This is a genomic window from Neisseria canis (genome assembly GCF_900636765.1).
Classification (GTDB): Bacteria; Pseudomonadota; Gammaproteobacteria; order Burkholderiales; family Neisseriaceae; genus Neisseria; species Neisseria canis.
The window spans coordinates 1,079,016-1,094,400 of the sequence record NZ_LR134313.1 but is presented as its reverse complement, the minus strand read 5'-3'; the positions used below and the strand labels follow the sequence as shown (position 1 = coordinate 1,094,400).

Below are 15,385 nucleotides of genomic sequence, written 5' to 3'. Positions count from 1 at the left end.
TAATACAAGGCTGATTCAACCGTGCCAGAAGTAGCGCACGATATGGAAAAACACCGGCGCGGCAAAGCAGATGGAATCCACACGGTCGAGCATACCGCCGTGCCCCTGAATCATATTGCCCCAGTCTTTCACACCGTGATCGCGTTTGATGGCCGACATCACCAAACCGCCGAAAAAGCCCATCAAACACACCACCAAGCCGATGCCAGCGGCCTGCCAGGCGGTGAACGGGGTAATCGGCGCCATCAACGCGGCCAGCAAAGTGGCGGAAGCAATGCCGCCTACTGTGCCGGACACGGTTTTGGACGGCGACAGCGCAGGCATGATTTTCGGGCCGCCGACCAGCTTGCCCCAAACATATTGCAGCACATCGCTGGCCTGCACCACGCCGATCATGAAAATCAGCAGCAGGATATTGTTTTGGTTGGCAAAACCGTCAAGATTGAGAAACAGGAGCGCGGGCACATGCGAGAGGCAGAAAATGCAGATCATCGCCATCCATTGCGTTTTCGCCGTGCGTTCGAGGAAGTTTTCCGTGTTGCCGCTCATGCTGGCGATAATCGGCAGCAAAAGAAACCCGTAAATCGGGATAAAAACGGAAAACATGCCGTACCATTGGTCGAACACAAAATAATATTGCACGGGCAGCAACACATAAAAGCAGGCGGCCATGCTGTAATAATCGCTGCGGCGGCGGTAAACCAAAGTCATAAATTCGCGCAACGCGGCAAAGGAAATCAGGAAAAACAAGATGGTCGTGCCTGCCCTGCCGAACACGAATGCCGCCAGCAACACCAGCGTCATAATCCACCAAGCATAAATCCGCGCATTCAGATTGGTGATGGTGGCATTGTCGGCACCATGCTTGCGTTTGAGCCATTGCCCGATTGCGCTGGCAACCACCAGCACCATAAACACACCGGCAAAAATCCAGCCGGCCTGCGGAACCATCATCATCAGTTTTCCCCTTTCTCTGGGTGTTTCGCCGCGGCTTCCTGCGCATCTTTGGGCGCAAGCGCCAGCAAGGCGTTGCGTGTCCGCTCGAGAAAAGCCTGCTTGTCTTCACCGCTCTCCAGCCGCAACGGGCTGCCGATGTTCACATCGCACAAAAGCGGCACGGGCAGGATTTTGCCTTTGGGCAGCACACGGCTGATATTGTTAATCCATAAAGGCACGAATTCGGTATCGGGTTTGGCTTTGGCCAGATGGTAGATGCCGGTTTTAAAAGGCAGAAGAACCGTTTTGTCGTCGGTGTTGCGGGTGCCTTCGGGAAAGATAATCAGCGAATCGCCGCCATGCAGCGCTTGGCTCATCTGCTCGGTAACCGCTTGCGGATTGTCGCTGTTGCGCGGAATCAACAAAGCGTTGAACACGTTTTGGATAATAAAGCGCTTGAAACGGTTGCCCAGCCAATAATCCGCGCCGGCCACGGGGCGCGTGCCCGTGCGCCAACGGCGCGGCAGGGAAATCCACACCAGCACGAAATCGCCGTGGCTGCCGTGGTTGGCATAATAAACTTTCTGCTGCGGATTGAAATCCAGCTCGCGCGAAGATTTGGGGCGCACGCCGGTTAAGAATGAAACGAACAGGCACAACGCTTGGTCTGTGAGCCAAGCCAATGGTTGTTTGGCTATATTCATCGGTTTTCCTCTTTATTGTGTTTTCAGACAGGCATGGCAGGCCTTGGCCATAAGCTTTTTTCCGCCTCGCTTCAAATAAGCTGACCGGTTGTCAAACCGCCCCCAACTTTTTATCGGGCCGCACAAGCAGATAAACCGTCAGAGCGGTTAGCGCGCCCAAAGTATCGGCCAGCATGTCTTTTTGTGCATCCCAAATATCCCCTTGGGAGCCGAGAAATTCAACGCCGGCGTTGCCGCCTTCGATCACGGCATACTGCCATTCGATAATTTCATATGCCGCCGCCACGCCCATAATGAAAAAGAGCGAGAAGAAAAACGCCAGCTTCATGCTGCACATGCGGCGGCGCATCAGCCATTCGGCCATCGGATACGCATAAAAGCCGATAATGTAATGCCCCACCCTGTCGAAATGGTTGCGCCCTTCGCCCAACAGCGGCGACAAAATGCGGTTTGCCCAATCAAACGGCACATCGGCAAACGTGTAATGCGCGCCCACCAGATGCATCACCATCCAGCCGCTCATAAACAAATACGCCGGATTGCTGAAGCGGAAGCGGCGGCAGGTAAATACCAGCCAGCCGAACACCGCAAACACCGGAATCACTTCCGCCCACCACACCGCACGGTCTGACGGCGCCCAGCCCGACCACACTGCCACTGCAGCCACGACGGCCGCAATCAATAATGGAAACGCCCAAGAACGCCCCTGCATAAAATTCTCCTTAGGAAAACACCCCGCCGCAGCCGGGTTTGAAAATACTTTTTTATAAGCGGTTTAACTGCCCCGATACAGCCCGTGCTGCGCGATATAGCGCTCAACCCTGCGGTCGACCATGCCTGCCATGCTCTCGCCGGCGCGCGCTTTCTTGCGGATTTCGGTAGAGCTGATGTTGCTCAACGGCGCTTTCAGCAAATGCAGGCTGCCCTCTTGCAGCGCCCGCCCCAACCATTCGTGCAGCTCTTTGGGCGCGTGGTTGAGCTGATCGCTGCCGCGCGCCGCCACGGCGATGTCTGCCAGTTTCACCAATGATTGCCAGCGGCTCCAAGTGTGCAGCTGCAACAAACTGTCCATGCCCATCAGCCAGTAAAGCTTGGTTTGCGGAAACTGCTGGCGGAAAATCTGAACGGTATCGAATGTGTAAGTCGCGCCCTCGCGCACAATGTCGCAATCGCTCACGGCAAAGCGTTCGTCATCGGCAATCGCAAGCTCGGTCATCGCCATACGGTGCTTGGCCGGCGTGCGGCTTGTGTCTTTGTGGTAGGGGTCTCCCGCGGGCAGAAACACCACAGTATCCAAACCGAGCTCGTCGGCAAACGCGCGGGCAATGTGCAGATGGCCGTTGTGTATGGGGTCGAACGTGCCGCCAAACAGGCCGAGTTTTTTCATTTTCAGAATCCTTTGTCGGTTTTCAGACAGGCATTATATCTGTAAATTAGTGTAAATCGGTGTGAATTATAAACTTAAAACGACTGAGCTTAATAAAAACCGGTAGGGCAGCGGCTGGCTGTGTGTGATATGTGGTTTGTTAAGTTTCATGCCTATAGTCAATTCACTTAAGTTTAATAACGATACCGTCATGCTCGGGCTTGACCCGAGTATGGCGAATGTACTATTTTTAAGTGGATTGACTATATAGGACAATGCCTGTCTGAAAAGCTTTTCAGACAGGCATTCTTAAATACACCAACCAACTATTAAGGTTTCACCACGCGGGCAATCAACGCATTGTCCTTACCCTGCATATGCGGGATTTTCACCTGAATGCCGTTGCCCGGCGCCACGTCTATGGTTTTGCCTTTTCGCGTCATCTCCTCCAGCACCAGCGTTTGATTGCCCTGCGGATGAATGATTTCAATCGTATCCCCCACGGCAAAGCGGTTTTTCACATCCACGGTCGCCCAGCCCGCTTCATCGATTTCAATCACTTGGCCGACAAACTGGCTTTGCTTGGCCAAAGAATGACCGCTGAGGTAGTTTTGATAATCCTGCGTTTGGTGGCGCTCCAAAAAGCCGGAAGTGTAGCCGCGGTTGGCCAGCCCTTCCAGCTCGGCCAGCAGGCTGTAATCAAACGGCTTGCCGGCCACGGCATCGTCAATCGCTTTGCGGTAGGCCTGCGCCACGCGGGCAACGTAGTAAACCGACTTGGTACGCCCTTCCACTTTCAGGCTGTCCACGCCGATTTCGGCCAGTTTGGCAATCTGCTCGATGGCGCGCAAGTCTTTGGAATTCATAATATAAGTGCCGTGTTCGTCTTCCATAATCGGCAGCAGGCTGCCCGGGCGGTTGGCCTCTTCAATCAGGAACACTTTGTCGGCAAGCGGGTGGCGCTGCTGGCCGTTGATGCCTTCAAAAGCGGCATTGGCTTCTTCTTGCGCGCGGTTGAAATCGAAGCCTTGCAGCAGTTTGCTGTCGCCCATTTCGTCGGTTTCGGCTGCGTGCACTTTATAATCCCAGCGGCAGGCGTTGGTGCAGGTGCCTTGGTTGGGGTCGCGGTGGTTGAAATAGCCGGAAAGCAGGCAGCGGCCGGAATAGGCGATGCACAATGCGCCGTGCACGAACACTTCCAATTCGATATCGGGGCACTCTTGGCGGATTTCGGCGATTTCTTCCATGCTCAGTTCGCGCGAGAGGATAATCCGCTCCACGCCGATTTTCTGCCAAAACTGCACGCCCCAATAGTTGGTGGTGTTGGCTTGCACGGAAAGGTGTATCGGCATTTCCGGCCATTTTTCGCGCACCTGCATAATCAGCCCGGGGTCGGCCATAATCAGCGCGTCGGGCTTCATGGCAATCAGCGGCTCCATGTCGGCGATAAAGGTTTTCAGCTTGGAATTGTGCGGCAGGGTATTCACGGTTAAGAAAAATTTCTTGCCGCGCGCATGTGCTTCGCTGATGCCCTGCTCCAACACGGGCAGTTTGGCAAATTCGTTGTTTCGTGCGCGAAGGGAGTAGCGCGGGCTGCCGGCATACACGGCATCGGCGCCGTAATCAAACGCGGCGCGCATGCGCTCAAGGCCGCCGGCGGGAAGGAGTAGTTCTGGTGATTTCATAGGATTCTGCTTGGTTAGAATAGTTTTAGGCAGCCGGTTCGGGCTGCCTTAAATGTTTGAATTGCTGCGGATTATCCGCTTTTTTTTGATGCCGGTCAAATGGCTTTCGCCATGCCTGTCTGAAAACCGTTGAGCCGTTTTCAGACAGGCATGGGCTACCCGCCGGCGGCTACCACCACCAGTAAGGGCGCGGACCCCAATACCAGTCGTCGTAACGGTCGCGCCAGCGTTCGGCCTGCTCCAAACGGCGCTGGTTGATGTGGTTTTCCCATGCCAGCCGGTAACACGATTGAAACAGTTTGTCGCTGGTTTTATCGATGTATTTCAAGCGGAATGCTTTGCGCTCCTGCTCGGTTTCGCCGGTATCGCCGTTGAATTTGCGCTCCATCAGCTCCGCCGTGTCTTTGTCGCACTGCGCTGCCAAAGCTACTTGCAGTTGCTGCTCATAGCGCTTCTGCTCTGCGGCGCGTCGCGCCCTTTGTTCCGGCGTTACGGCGCAGGCGGCCAGAAGTAAGATTAAACCGAGTGGCAATAAATGTTTCATCATTTTCTCCCTAAAACCGTCGGCAACGGGTAGGCTAGGCTTACTGTATTGTTATTTTCAGACAGGCATCCGCCGATTGCCGACATCACAAAACTTTGAACCATTCTACCGCATATTTACCGTTTGCATTTCGGTTCTGACAAATAAACTTATGTTGGGTCAAGCATTTGACAAACACCGCGGCAGTCATATAGTCAATTTACTTAAGTTTAATAACGATACCGTCATACTCGGGCTTGAGTCGAGTATCTCAAACTCCAGTAAATTTAGGAGATACCCGGCTCAAGCCCGAGTATGACGAGCGTATTATTTTTTAAGTTGATTCACTATATAAGTTCCACCTTAGCCTTGTAACGTACAACAAAAGCGCACGACATACCGCAAAAGCCAAAAAACAATCCGAGCACCACACAACAATGCCTGTCTGAAAACCGCTTTCAGACAGGCATTGTGCTCTTTTCCCACGTCCAAACAAAAAGACCGCAAATGCGGTCTCAGCAGCACGTTTCAACTCAAACCGCCGAATTGGCGGCGGAAATACACCAGCGCGGGTTCGTTATCCAATTCTTTCTGATGCACATGGATTTCTTCGATTTCAACGAAAAACACTTCATGCGTGCCGACCGTTTGGTTCTGCACCACTTTGCCGTGCAGATGCGCCAGCGCACCTTCAACCTGAAGCTGCCCCGTGCTGCCGCGGTGCCAAATATGGTATTCAAAGCGCTCCTCGGGCGACAGTTTCGTCATGCCGGCAAAATGCTCGGCCACATCCTGCTGGTTTGCCGCCAACACGTTCACGCACAATCTGCCGTTTTCCAATAAAACCGGCAGAATCAGCGAGCGCCGGTTGATACAGAGAATCAGGGTCGGCGGCGTATCGGTTACCGACGACACCGCCGTCATGGTAATGCCGTAACGCCCTGCCGCGCCGTCGGTGGTAATCACGTGCACGCCTGCGGCGCACACCGACATGGCGTTTCTGAAATCCTGCTGAGGAATAGATGCTTCCTGGCTCATGTCTGCTGCATCAGCCCTCGTCGGATTGCCCGGCCTTGTCTTTACCAAGGCCTTTGAGTTCGCCAAGCAGGGTTTGCAATTGTTGCAATTTCTCACGCGAAATCATGGTTTCGATAACGTCATAACGTTCGTCCACTTTTGCACGGGTTTCGTGGTAAAGCCGCTCGCCCTCTCCGGTCAACTTTAAAAACACCCTGCGTTGGTCGTTTAAAGGCTTCAGTCGGATGACCAAACCCACTTTTTCCAAGCGGGACAAAATTCCGGTAAGGCTGGGGCGCAGGATGCAGGCCTGCTCGGCGAGGTCTTGGAAATCCAGCGTACCTTGTTCCGCCAGCAGACGTATGATACGCCATTGCTGGTCGGTTACACCGGCCGCATTCAAAATAGGACGGAATTGGTTCATCAGCGCTTCGCGCGCTTGAACCAAACTGATACTGATAGACGCATGTTTTGACGGAGTGTTCATAAATCCGGCTTCCTTGCTTGCCCTTAAGCCGCTACACAGCCCGGGCTGTTTCATAGATGTTTTGCCGCCGTGTTTCCCGATATCGGCGGCTAATCATAAAGTTACAGTCGCGCAATCATACCGCAAACGGCTCCGGCAATCCTGTTTGTTCATTTCAAACCGCTTGCCGACCGCTGTGCTTTTTCAGACAGGATTCGGATAAGGCTGATTTCCGGCAAGTCGGCTCAGGCGGCGAGGATACTGACCCAACACAGGGTTTGCCCGTAGCAATCGGTGGAAATTCCACCCCGTAATTCTACACAATCCTGAAAAGCTATGCCTGTCTGAAAACAGTTTTTTGTTTATATTTGCGCCGGCTCAATCAAAACCGCCGTCTGCATACTCGTTAGAAGCCCGCCCAACGGATGCGACGCATCAATCAGGCCGTGCCGTTTGCAGCAATCCAGCGTGGCCACCATTGCATCGTTCATAAACAGACCGGCGGCCATCGCTTCCATTAATTCGTCAATGCCCATCAAGCGGAACTCGGCTACTTCGCCATCCTGATTTTCAGGCTGCACACCTTCTTGCAGCGCCACGTCGAAAATGTGCAGCCACTCGCGGTGGAGCCCGCGCGGCACGCTGCGCAAGCTGAGCAGGCGGCTTTGGCAAACTGCGTTTTCCAGCAAATGTTCGTCCAACCCCGCTTCTTCCCGACCTTCGCGCAACATGGCTTCTTCAATCGACTCGCCGCAGGCAATGCCTCCGCCCACCATATTGTCAAACTTATCGGGGTCTACCGCTTTCAAAGGGCTTCTGCGCCCTATCCAAAAGCAGGTTTCACCATTGCGCCGAGCCAAGCCGTTGATATGCACCGCATGGCTGAGCAGCCCCAAAGGCCGGAAGGCAGAGCGCTCCAGCGCAAACAAAAACTGCCCTTGCCCGTTACACACATCGAATTGCTCGTTGCGCCAACCATGAAACTCGCCCTGCGCATGCCAGCCCTGCGTGATAGTCTGCAAAGCATCGCCCATAGCCAACCAATCTTGGCTAATCAGATTCAATGCGCCGTCCTCACGCCCCGCACTGCCCTGCCAGTCGCGCTCCAGCAGCTTGCACCAGCGTTCGCGGATAAACCCCAAAGGCAGGCCGTTGAGTTTCAAAACCAGCCATTCGCCGCGCTCGAAAGCAAACCTGCCGTTTATCTGCTGCAACAGCTTATCCTGCTCCGCCTCCGTGAATGCGCGTGAAAAACGAAACGTGCCCATATAATTTTTATGCCCTTTCAAAATGCCATTCTTCTCATCGAATGTAAGACATACTATAACAAAAATGCCGTTCGCAATGCCTGTCTGAAAACAAGTCTCGCAGGTTTTTGAGAAACCGATGCGTTCAGACAGGCATTTTTAATCAGAATACCTTTACCGCTTTCGGGCTATCCGGCCATATTCCGTATTCCCCGTTTTAAATATTCGCACCCGCTGCAACTTTTTGCTATCCTTAAATATATCTTTTCCTATTACTGAAACACAAGGATCATGCCATGACGCCCTCCAGCGACATCATCATCGTCGGCGCCGGCCCTGCCGGTTTAAGCTTCGCCCGCACCCTGGCCGACAGCGGTCTGCGCATTACCATCATCGAAAAAAGCCCGCTTGAGAGCATCCAAAACCCGGCTTACGACGGCCGGGAAATCGCATTGACCCATTTGTCCAAAGAAATTCTGGAAAAACTCGGCATATGGCAGCGCATCCCCGAAAATGAAATCTACCGGCTGAAAGATGCCAAAGTTTGGAACGGCGATGCTTCCTACCAACTTTATTTCCCCCAGCCTTCGCAAGCGCGGGGCGGAAAAACCGACCGCTTAGGCAACCTGATTTCCAACCACAATATCCGGAAAGCCGCCTATGAAGCCGTGGCCGGGCAGAACAACGTAGAAATTATTTGCGGTGTAGGCGTTAAAGAAGCCAAAACCACCGCAGAAGAAGCACGCATTCTTCTCGACAACGGCCAAACCCTAAGCGCCCGCCTTTTGGTTGCCGCCGACAGCCGCTTTTCACAAACCCGCCGCCAACTCGGCATCTCGTGCGATATGCACGATTTCGGCCGCAGCGTAATCGTGTGCCGCTTCAAGCACGAACACTCCAACGAACACACCGCCGTAGAATATTTTCAATACGGCCGAACACTTGCCCTTTTGCCGCTTGAAGCACACCTGACCAACTGCGTGATTACCATCGACAACGACCGCGCAGATTCCATACTTTCCCTTACACCCGAAGCCTTTTCCGCCGACATCGAACAACAGCTCAACGGAAAACTTGGCAAAATGGAAGTGGCCGGCACCACCCATACCTACCCGCTGGTCGGCGTACATGCCAACAAATTCTGCACCACCCGCGCCGCCCTTATCGGCGACGCAGCCGTAGGCATGCATCCCGTTACCGCCCACGGCTTCAACCTCGGCTTGGAAAGCGCGGATATTCTGGGCAAACTGATTAGCAACGCCGCCAAAGCAGGGCAAGATATCGGCGCTTCAACTATTCTGGAAAGCTATAACACCAAACACCAGCTCAACACCCGCCCCCTTTACCACGGCACCAATGCCATGGTGCGTCTGTTTACGAACGAAACCGCGCCTGCTAAACTCTTGCGCGGCCTTGTATTACGTGTGAGTAACAACCTGCCTCCGCTAAAGAAGCTGATTACCCGCCAGCTAACCGGCTAAACCGTTTTACACAACATAAATGCCTGTCTGAAAGTTCAGACAGGCATTTTTTATATTACACTGGCAGCTACGGTATTTAACCGGCAGCTTGCATGGGAAAGAAATCACCAAAATAAGTTTGGCTGATCGGCCCGTTACCGCCCATAATGTCCCAAGACATACTTGCTCCCTGCACATCATCAGCAGAGGAACCAGCGGCATCAAGCAACTGCTTCTCACAAACAATTTCTTGATTTTTATCAATGTATTGATAGGTCATACTGCTTCCTTTCTTTACTCTTTACAGAATTATGGTTTTGTTTGCTTCTTCAAGTTTGATGGCATATCAGAAACAAAACTACCGCAAACAGGTGAAATAAAACTACCGAATGTGTAGGTTGTAACTATACCAACAAAAACTGTTTAGAAATATCACATATGTAGATAATTTTTGTTAATTTTATCATTGATGTGACTATATTATATTTTTTGTATACTCCTTCAGACCCGAGAGCATACAAACAGTTCAATAACCAAAAAATACAATAACATAAGTTACTAAAACAAAAAACACAAACAACATAAACTTAACCCGCCAATCCTTTGCCAGCTCTGAAAATATGCAAATCAGATGAAAAACACTTATTGATTCACATACATTTTTTTACCCATGATTACTTGATACATGCCAAATTCTGTATGAGTTTCCCTACACATTTACCTATAAAACCCCATCGCCTTGACTCAAATCAAATAGTAATCTTATTTATTTAATTTCATGAAGCCATTGCCAAATGAATATACCCATGAAAATAATTACTTACTGCGAAAACAAAATAAAACAAACCAAAAAACACACAGGCGGTTTCTCAATACTGCCTGTGTGTTTACGATTTAAATCAATTTAACACTGCTTATTGGCCCTTAGTCGCTTTCACCGTTTGCCTCGATACGCTTTTCTTTGCGGAACAATAATTTGCCAACACCGCTTTCCGGTCAGCTTCATCCTCCGTATAAGGAGAAATATAAACGAGAGTGCCCTTATCGGCGGCTATATAAACCGTTTGCCCCCGAGTGTTGGTTACACCGTGGTATTGATAAGGCTTGGTATCGCACACATTCAATGTATAAGACACACCGATAAGCGGTTTGCCGTTGTCGCTTAAGTTCAACCAAGTGCCGCTGTTGCCTTTGCCTATGCGCTCCAGCATAACAAAGCCCTCTTCCGGCACTTGCGTTTCGAACAAAAACAACGGCGTCATACCTTTGGCATCAGTCACACCCAAATATACGCCGTCGCTGCCGTTGGCAAACGGCAAATTGCCGCTTCTATGCGCCAGCATGAAAGGTTTGCTGGCAGCCATCACAGCAGTGTTCGGTTCCAACAAAATAAATCGGTAACCGACTTTGCCTTGCCCAACCTGCGGCGCTCCTTGCGCATCCTTCATAAATCCGAAAGGCGGCAGAATTTGCGGCTGCATTCCTTGAACGGTAATGTGTTCGCGCTGCATATTGCTACATGCGCCCAGCAACCATACAACGCCGCATAGGGCGGCAATTTTTTTCACCATTGTTTCCTCCGTTTTCACTTAAATTGCGGCAGTGGTGCCCAACAAATCTTCCAGTTTCAAATCAACGGATCCGTCTTTAATATAAATACTGTTTTCATACACATGCCCATCCTGCACCCCGGTGAATTTCAGGGTTCTGATTTCCGGTTCCCAAATCAGTTTGGACATATCCACCACATCGCTGAAGCTGATTTTGTCGTAGCCTTTTACGAAATCGGTGATTACGTCATGCCCGCTGTTGCTGTTGAATGTGAACACAAAAGTGTCTTTTCCGCGATTACCGGTAAGCGTGTCATTGCCTGCATTGCCGATGATGATGTCGTCTTCATGACTGCCGGTTAGCGTATCATTGCCGCCTTGCGGATTGGTGTCGATTAAATCCGCATAATGTGTTTTCACATAATTAAACACATCCCTGTCCTGCATCGCTTGTACTTTTTCATCTATCGTTTTTGCACGCATAAAAAATGGAAAGGAATCATCAAAAGACTGTCTGAACTGCTCGGAAGTGTAATCATTTTGTGTTTTCAGATAGGCACGAATCCCATCAATCGAATTATCAAAATCACTACCTTTAATGGTTACGCCGCCCGACTCCCAAGTTAGCTTATCAATATTCAGCCGATCTCCAATTAACACATTGGAAGTGCTGTAATCATTCAATGTTTCAACCCCTGTTTCTGCATAACTATCAGTTGCAGGAGCAATTTTATAAGCATCCCCAACAAGCAGACCGGAATCCGTTGAATAACCCTGCAACTTAACTACTACGCCATTGCGGTTGTCCCCCGACCAAATAGATACATTGTCATAGTAATGGTAAGAGTAAGGATCTAAATGAGCGAGATCAGGAAGAGCTATTGTAAGTTCGGATACAACACTTTTCACGCCATTACTTACTGTATATTTCACAGGTGGTGCAATGTAAAGTTGTTCATGATTGCGGAACACGTAAGAACCATCTGCATTCAATGTAAGCGAGCCAGCATTTAAATGCGCCGTATCACCCGGCTGATAAGTCAAGCCATTCACTTCAAAACCGGTTACAAAGATATTACCCACTTCTTTGCCATTCAGTTTGTTGCTGGCATTTTCCAACACATTTCCTTGTGTGTAGCTACCCGATGTGGAATCATTTACCTCACCTTCATCGGTCAGCACTCCTGCTTTGGAAGTGTTATCCAATACCAGGCTTAACTTGGAAGCTTTAGTCCGCTTACCACCGCTTACGGTATAAGTAATCTCGGGAAGCTGCCACACACCGATCGGGGCATTTTTTGCCGCCAGATGGTAACTGCCGTCCGCATTCAACACGAAGCTGCCGATATCTTTGATTTGTGCGGTTTGATCCACTCGGTAAGCCACGCCGTTAATCTTGTAACCGGTTACGAAATAATTGGCATTCTCCAACACATTGTTCCGCCCGCCATCACCTTCGAGCCTGTGGTTTTCATCTTGGTCTTTGGGCAACTCATCCATCTGCAAACGCAGCACCGAAGAGGATGCTTTATAACCGTTGCTCACGGTAAATGCGATTTCAGGCATTTTCCAACGGTTGTTCGGCAGATCTTTGGCGTTGATAAAATATGAGCCGTCACGGTTGATGGTAACCAAGCCCAAATTCTTCACTTCTACGGTTTCGCCCGCCGCATAATACACACCGCGCACGCTAAAGCCCGAAATATAAGGCTTGTTGTTTCCTACATATTTATCCAGCAGATTGCCGGTTTCAATACGGCTTTCCAAAGCATGGGTTTGATTGAGATTGGCAAACACATTGGCTTTGGCATCGGCTTCGGCATAATGGTTGGCGGCAATGTTTGCCGGCAGATTGATGGTTAAGGTTGATTTATCGGCTTTTAAGCCTTCTTCAGTCAGGATGTTGACGGTGTATTCCACTTTCGGCATTTTCACCGATGCAATGCGCTGCCCTTCTACAGAAAAATGGTAGCTGCCATCTTTGTTCAGCACGAAAGTGCCCAGCCCGAAAATCGCTGCTTTCTGGCCGGCTTGGTATTTCATACCGTTAATCGCATAGCTTGCCACTTCCTGCACCGGATTGCCCAAATGATAAAGCTTGCCCTCCAACACCGAACCGCTCACGCTGCCTTTGGCATTTACCGTTTCATCCGCATCCGGATAGGCCGGATAAGTATCTGCAAAGTTGATTGTCAGCGTAGATTGGTCTGTCTGCCCGCCGCTTCCAACCGTATAGCCCACGTTAACCGGCTCTCCCGGTGTTTTGTTTTGATATTGATGATAGAGCACATAAGTGCCGTCGGCCTTAAGGGTAAAATTACCGGTTGACTCGCCTGCCGTGTAAGTTTTACCGCCGTAAGTAAAATCCAAAACCTTTGCCCGATGGTTGGCGGCATTGGCAACATTCAGTAAAACATTTCCTTTTATCAAACGGGTTTCGCCCGCATCCAGCACGATTTTGATGCTTTCATCGCCATCTTGCAGCGGTGATTGAGCGGTGATTGATACAGCCGCCCGATGATTGACTTGCCCGCTATTTCCCGCTACAACCGCCGAAGCATGCACTACTTGGCGCTCTGTATCTTTATGATTGTTATTCATCAACATACCTTTCTGAAATAAAAATAAACAGCTAAATAGTTTCATTTTTAATTAAATCGAATTTTATTTAAGTTGGTTATATTTTTCCAGCTTCATAGCTGACTTTTGTAAATAAAAAACATATACGGCGATTCAATACAGTTATATTCAAAGAGCAAACCGAAACCGTAAATAAAGATCATGCCTGTCTGAAAACCTACTTTCAGACAGGCATTTATTATTAAACATCAATAAAATCTTACCGGCTTATATATGCATATTGCATACCATGCTATAAATCCAACTCATGCCATAAAGCATCCACTTTCGCCACGGTGGCTTTGTCACGCTCAATCACGCGCCCCCATTCGCGGTCGGTTTCGCCCGGCCATTTGTTGGTGGCATCCAAGCCCATTTTGCCGCCCAAGCCCGAAACGGGGCTGGCAAAGTCGAGATAATCAATCGGCGTGTTTTCCACCAACACCGTATCGCGCACGGGGTCCATGCGGGTGGTAATCGCCCAAATCACTTCTTTCCAGTCGCGGCAGTCCACATCGTCGTCCACCACCACAATGAATTTGGTGTACATAAACTGGCGCAAAAAGCTCCAGCAGCCCATCATCACCCGCTTGGCGTGCCCCGCATATTGCTTTTTGATGCTGACCACGGCCATGCGGTATGAACAGCCTTCTGGCGGCAGGTAGAAATCGACGATTTCGGGGAACTGTTTTTGCAACAGCGGCACGAACACTTCGTTCAATGCCACGCCCAGCACGGCAGGTTCGTCGGGCGGTTTGCCGGTATAAGTGCTGTGGTAAATCGGGTTTTCGCGCATGGTGATGCGTTCCACCGTAAACACGGGAAACCAATCCTGCTCGTTGTAATAGCCGGTGTGGTCGCCGTAAGGCCCTTCCAGCGCGGTTTCATCGGGGTGGATAACGCCTTCGAGCACGATTTCGGCACGCGCAGGCACTTGCAAATCATTGCCGATACATTTCACCAATTCGGTACGCGAACCGCGCAGCAAACCGGCAAACTGGTATTCGCTCAAGGTATCCGGCACCGGCGTTACCGCGCCCAAAATGGTGGCCGGATCACAGCCCAACACCACCGCCACGGGGTACGGCACGCCGGGGTGGGCTTTTTTATGCGCCTGAAAATCCAACGCGCCGCCACGGTGTGCCAGCCAGCGCATAATCAGCTTGTTTTTGCCGATAAGCTGTTGGCGGTAAATGCCTAAGTTCTGGCGTTTTTTATGCGGGCCTCGGGTAACGGTAAGCCCCCATGTTACCAACGGCGCAACGTCTTCCGGCCAACAATGCTGAATCGGCAGTTTGCTTAAATCGACATCGTCGCCTTCAATCACGATTTCTTGGCACGGCGCTTTTTTCACCACATTCGGCGCCATGCTCCAAATATCTTTCAGCAGCGGCAGTTTGGAAAACGCGTCTTTAATGCCTTTGGGCGGCTCCGGTTCTTTCAGATAAGCCAGCGTTTTGCCGATTTCGCGCAATTGCGACACATCAGCCGCACCCATGCCCATCGCCACCCGTTCGGGTGTGCCGAACAGATTGGCCAGCACGGGAAAATCATAACGCGAGCCGTCTTGCCGCACCGGATTTTCAAACAATAACGCCGGCCCGCCGGAGCGCAACACGCGGTCGGCGATTTCGGTCATTTCCAAATGGGGAGAAACCGGCAAACCGATGCGCTTGAGCTTCCCCTGCGCCTCAAGCCGGCTGATAAATTCTCTTAAGTCTTGGTATTTCATATTATGAATTGCAAATAAGGCCGTCTGAAACTTTTCAGACAGGCCTGTCTGAAAAATTGGCATTATAAAAGCGTTTTCAG

At 50.8% G+C, this 15,385-nt stretch carries 14 protein-coding genes; 1 reads left to right on the top strand and 13 read right to left on the bottom strand.

The genetic code is table 11. The features are described 5' to 3' along the window. Positions 1-15: 15 nt before the first annotated feature. From EL143_RS05045 to EL143_RS05005, 9 genes are all read right to left on the bottom strand, one after another. Positions 16-957: a phosphatidate cytidylyltransferase gene (locus EL143_RS05045; protein ID WP_197719620.1), complete on the bottom strand. Its 942-nt coding sequence runs from the start codon at positions 955-957 to the stop codon at positions 16-18. Then, positions 957-1,640, bottom strand: coding sequence for a lysophospholipid acyltransferase family protein (locus EL143_RS05040; protein ID WP_085416495.1), 684 nt, complete (start codon positions 1,638-1,640; stop codon positions 957-959). The genes EL143_RS05045 and EL143_RS05040 overlap by 1 nt, the downstream gene beginning before the upstream one ends. A gap of 91 nt (positions 1,641-1,731) precedes the next feature. Next, positions 1,732-2,352 carry a DUF2238 domain-containing protein gene (locus tag EL143_RS05035; protein WP_085416494.1) on the bottom strand — a complete coding sequence of 207 codons (621 nt, stop codon included), beginning with the start codon at positions 2,350-2,352 and terminating at the stop codon, positions 1,732-1,734. A 63-nt stretch (positions 2,353-2,415) separates the two neighbouring features. After that, a complete protein-coding gene (nadD, locus tag EL143_RS05030; RefSeq protein WP_085416493.1) occupies positions 2,416-3,027 on the bottom strand; it encodes a nicotinate-nucleotide adenylyltransferase in 612 nt (203 codons plus the stop codon). Positions 3,028-3,335: 308 nt separating this feature from the next. Further along, positions 3,336-4,691, bottom strand: a complete 1,356-nt coding sequence (gene trhP / locus EL143_RS05025; RefSeq protein WP_085416492.1) for a prephenate-dependent tRNA uridine(34) hydroxylase TrhP — start codon at positions 4,689-4,691, stop codon at positions 3,336-3,338. A gap of 169 nt (positions 4,692-4,860) precedes the next feature. Beyond that, positions 4,861-5,235, bottom strand: coding sequence for a hypothetical protein (locus EL143_RS05020; RefSeq protein ID WP_085416491.1), 375 nt, complete (start codon positions 5,233-5,235; stop codon positions 4,861-4,863). 507 nt (positions 5,236-5,742) lie between these two features. Continuing rightward, positions 5,743-6,252 (bottom strand): 4-hydroxyphenylacetate 3-monooxygenase, reductase component, encoded by a 510-nt coding sequence (gene hpaC / locus EL143_RS05015; RefSeq protein ID WP_085416490.1) that lies wholly within the window; start codon positions 6,250-6,252, stop codon positions 5,743-5,745. Positions 6,253-6,262: 10 nt separating this feature from the next. Next, on the bottom strand, positions 6,263-6,718 hold the full coding sequence (gene hpaR / locus EL143_RS05010; protein ID WP_085416489.1) for a homoprotocatechuate degradation operon regulator HpaR: 456 nt from the start codon (positions 6,716-6,718) through the stop codon (positions 6,263-6,265). A 341-nt stretch (positions 6,719-7,059) separates the two neighbouring features. Further along, a complete protein-coding gene (locus EL143_RS05005) occupies positions 7,060-7,965 on the bottom strand; it encodes an NUDIX hydrolase (protein WP_085416488.1) in 906 nt (301 codons plus the stop codon). A gap of 275 nt (positions 7,966-8,240) precedes the next feature. Between EL143_RS05005 and ubiM the strand changes: the two genes are divergently transcribed. Continuing rightward, positions 8,241-9,425 (top strand): 5-demethoxyubiquinol-8 5-hydroxylase UbiM, encoded by a 1,185-nt coding sequence (ubiM, locus tag EL143_RS05000; RefSeq protein ID WP_085416487.1) that lies wholly within the window; start codon positions 8,241-8,243, stop codon positions 9,423-9,425. Between the two features lie 76 nt (positions 9,426-9,501). On the opposite strand, the gene EL143_RS04995 is transcribed toward ubiM, so the two are convergent. From EL143_RS04995 to ubiD, 4 genes are all read right to left on the bottom strand, one after another. Then, positions 9,502-9,684, bottom strand: coding sequence for a hypothetical protein (locus EL143_RS04995; protein ID WP_085357126.1), 183 nt, complete (start codon positions 9,682-9,684; stop codon positions 9,502-9,504). A gap of 634 nt (positions 9,685-10,318) precedes the next feature. Next, positions 10,319-10,975 carry a hypothetical protein gene (locus EL143_RS04990; RefSeq protein ID WP_085416486.1) on the bottom strand — a complete coding sequence of 219 codons (657 nt, stop codon included), beginning with the start codon at positions 10,973-10,975 and terminating at the stop codon, positions 10,319-10,321. Between the two features lie 18 nt (positions 10,976-10,993). Continuing rightward, positions 10,994-13,555 carry a M10 family metallopeptidase C-terminal domain-containing protein gene (locus EL143_RS04985; protein WP_085416485.1) on the bottom strand — a complete coding sequence of 854 codons (2,562 nt, stop codon included), beginning with the start codon at positions 13,553-13,555 and terminating at the stop codon, positions 10,994-10,996. A gap of 271 nt (positions 13,556-13,826) precedes the next feature. Next, complete coding sequence (ubiD, locus tag EL143_RS04980) at positions 13,827-15,305, bottom strand: 4-hydroxy-3-polyprenylbenzoate decarboxylase (protein WP_085416538.1); 1,479 nt, start codon at positions 15,303-15,305, stop codon at positions 13,827-13,829. Positions 15,306-15,385 lie beyond the last annotated feature (80 nt).